A 2303-nucleotide genomic window follows, 5' to 3' on the forward strand; every position below is an offset into this window, starting at 1 on the left:
ATGAGGTAAATCTGGATTGGCAATAAATGCCCGCCCGAACGACACCGCCGCGATCTGCGGATCTGCCAGCGCGGCTTCTGCCTCGTCACGACTATAGCTGTCATTGACAATAAGCGGGCCACTAAAATGCGCTTTCGCCAAGACGATATTATCTTGAATTTTGGGCATGCGAATGACGTGCAAATACGCCAAGCCCATTTGGTCGACCGCATTGAGCAAGGCCGCGAATGTCGCGCAGTGATCGTCATCGTGCAGATCATTAAAGGGGTTGCCAGGGCAAATTCGCATACCAACTCGATCAGCGCCGTCTACTGCCGTCATTGCCGTTAATAACTCAAGCACGAAGCGTAAGCGATTTTCTAAGCAGCCGCCGTATTGGTCGTCACGGTGATTTGTACCAGTGCTAAGAAACTGAGCCGGAAGATAACCACTGGTGCAGTGCAATTCAACGCCATCAAAACCGGCGGCAAATGCCATCTTTGTCGCGCTTACGTAATCGGCAATGGTTTGCTCAATATCGCCAAGGCTCATCGCCACCGGCATTACAAAATCTTGCATGCCCGCTTCAGTGTATATTTGCCCCTGGGCCGCAATAGCTGAAGGCGCGACGGTTCTTACCCCTGCCGCTTTGTTATCGCCGTGGGCCACTCGGCCACAGTGCATTAACTGCAGCACAATTTTGCCACCGCGCGCATGCACTGCATCGCAAACCTCCGCCCATGCCGCTTGCTGAGCCTGAGTGTACATACCTGGCGTGCGACAATAACCTTTACCTTCCGCGCTCGGATGGCAGCCCTCGGTAATAATGAGACCGGCGCCAGCACGCTGAGCGTAGTAGTCCGTCATTATCTGATTCGGCATATCATCTTGCGCTTCTGCGCGGGAGCGGGTCATGGGCGCCATGACGACGCGGCTCACCAAGCTCATTCTGCCCAGCTTTACGGGACTCAGTAATTGCATTATCTCACCCTAATTTTTGGCGCGGGACTGCCGCGACGCATGCGCGTTAAAAACTCCTCAACCGGCGCCGGCTCGGCAACTTCTGGCAAGCCATCGGGGCTGTTCTGCCAGAACTCTTTCCAGCTAGGAAATAGCTCGTGAAATGCGCCGTGGTAGGGCTCTCTGCCCGGCCAGCGCATTTTCATATCGCCGATTGGCGGCTTATTCAAATCAGTCGCATACCAGTAACAGGGCAAGCGCCGCCGAAAATACCAACGACCGTCGATGCGCTGGTAATCATCCCAATACAACATTTGCATAATGACCCACTCGCCGCCGCACTCGTGTTCATTTTTAGAGTACAAGACGCCAATGGCATTATCTGGGTCTTTAAATTCGATAATGTGGTTGCCGGTATGATGAGACGTACCAGTAAACTGGTGGCGCAGGGTATCGTCTACCCAAGCCTTTAAATGACTGCGGCCACTGTGTTCCCTACTCACCCGAATGTCTTCGGCAAATAAATTCACGTGGGCGTCGAGATCACGCATATCTAAAGACAAAGAATACTTGGCTACCAATTGGCGAATTTCGTCCAAGGATTCCAGTCGATCAATACGCTGTTCTAGCGAAGTCGTCATCGTTAATCTCCCCACGCCGCCGCGCCGGTATTGAGTTCAGCCATGCGGCCACCGTCTACCGGAAGAACAGCACCAGTGATATAGGAGGCGTCATCGCTGGCCAAAAACAGAATCGCATTCGCGCATTCGCGAGGATCGCCAATACGTTGCAGGGGAATCGTTTTTCCGGTGGCTTTTTGGCTGTCTTCATCGGGGTTTACCGATTCCAGCGACGGCGTTAAAAACGCCCCCGGCACCACCGCATTGCAACGAATTTTTGGGGCCCATTCAATTGAGGCGTTGCGGGTTAGCGAGATCATTGCAGCTTTAGCTGCGCTGTACCCGGCGGTGCCCATGGAGCCAGCCAGACCGCATACCGAAGACACATTCACCACCGCGCCACCATTGGCACGCAATTGCTTAAAGGATTCGCGCATCAAGAACATGGCGCCATCGAGGGACACCTGAAAGTTTTGATGCCAGGCCTTGGTTTTGTGATTAGCCAACATGCCCGGCACCATCAGCACGGCATTGTTGACGATAATATCGATTTTGCCGAAATGGGCGACGGTATCTTCAACTAGCTTTTTAACCGCCGCCTCATCACTGACATCCACCGACAGCGGCAGGCATTCGCCGCCAGCATCTTGAATGGTTTTGGCAACGGTTTGCAGCGGCTCTATACGTCGACTGCAGATCACCACTTTCGCGCCCTCTTCAGCGAAGCGAATTGCCGAGGCCGCG

General features: G+C 53.8%; 3 protein-coding genes. All 3 read right to left on the reverse strand.

Annotated features, from left to right (window positions below):
* On the reverse strand, positions 1–960 hold a 960-nt coding region (locus ABYT30_RS18565; protein WP_373098003.1), incomplete at its 3' end, for an alkene reductase.
* Positions 960–1580 carry a nuclear transport factor 2 family protein gene (locus ABYT30_RS18570; protein ID WP_373080791.1) on the reverse strand — a complete coding sequence of 207 codons (621 nt, stop codon included), beginning with the start codon at positions 1578–1580 and terminating at the stop codon, positions 960–962. The genes ABYT30_RS18565 and ABYT30_RS18570, both read right to left, overlap by 1 nt.
* A 2-nt stretch (positions 1581–1582) precedes the next feature.
* Positions 1583–2303: SDR family NAD(P)-dependent oxidoreductase (locus ABYT30_RS18575; RefSeq protein ID WP_373098005.1), on the reverse strand; the 721-nt coding region annotated here is incomplete at its 5' end.

The sequence above is a fragment of the Zhongshania sp. genome, assembly GCF_041623545.1.
Lineage (GTDB): Bacteria > Pseudomonadota > Gammaproteobacteria > Pseudomonadales > Spongiibacteraceae > Spongiibacter.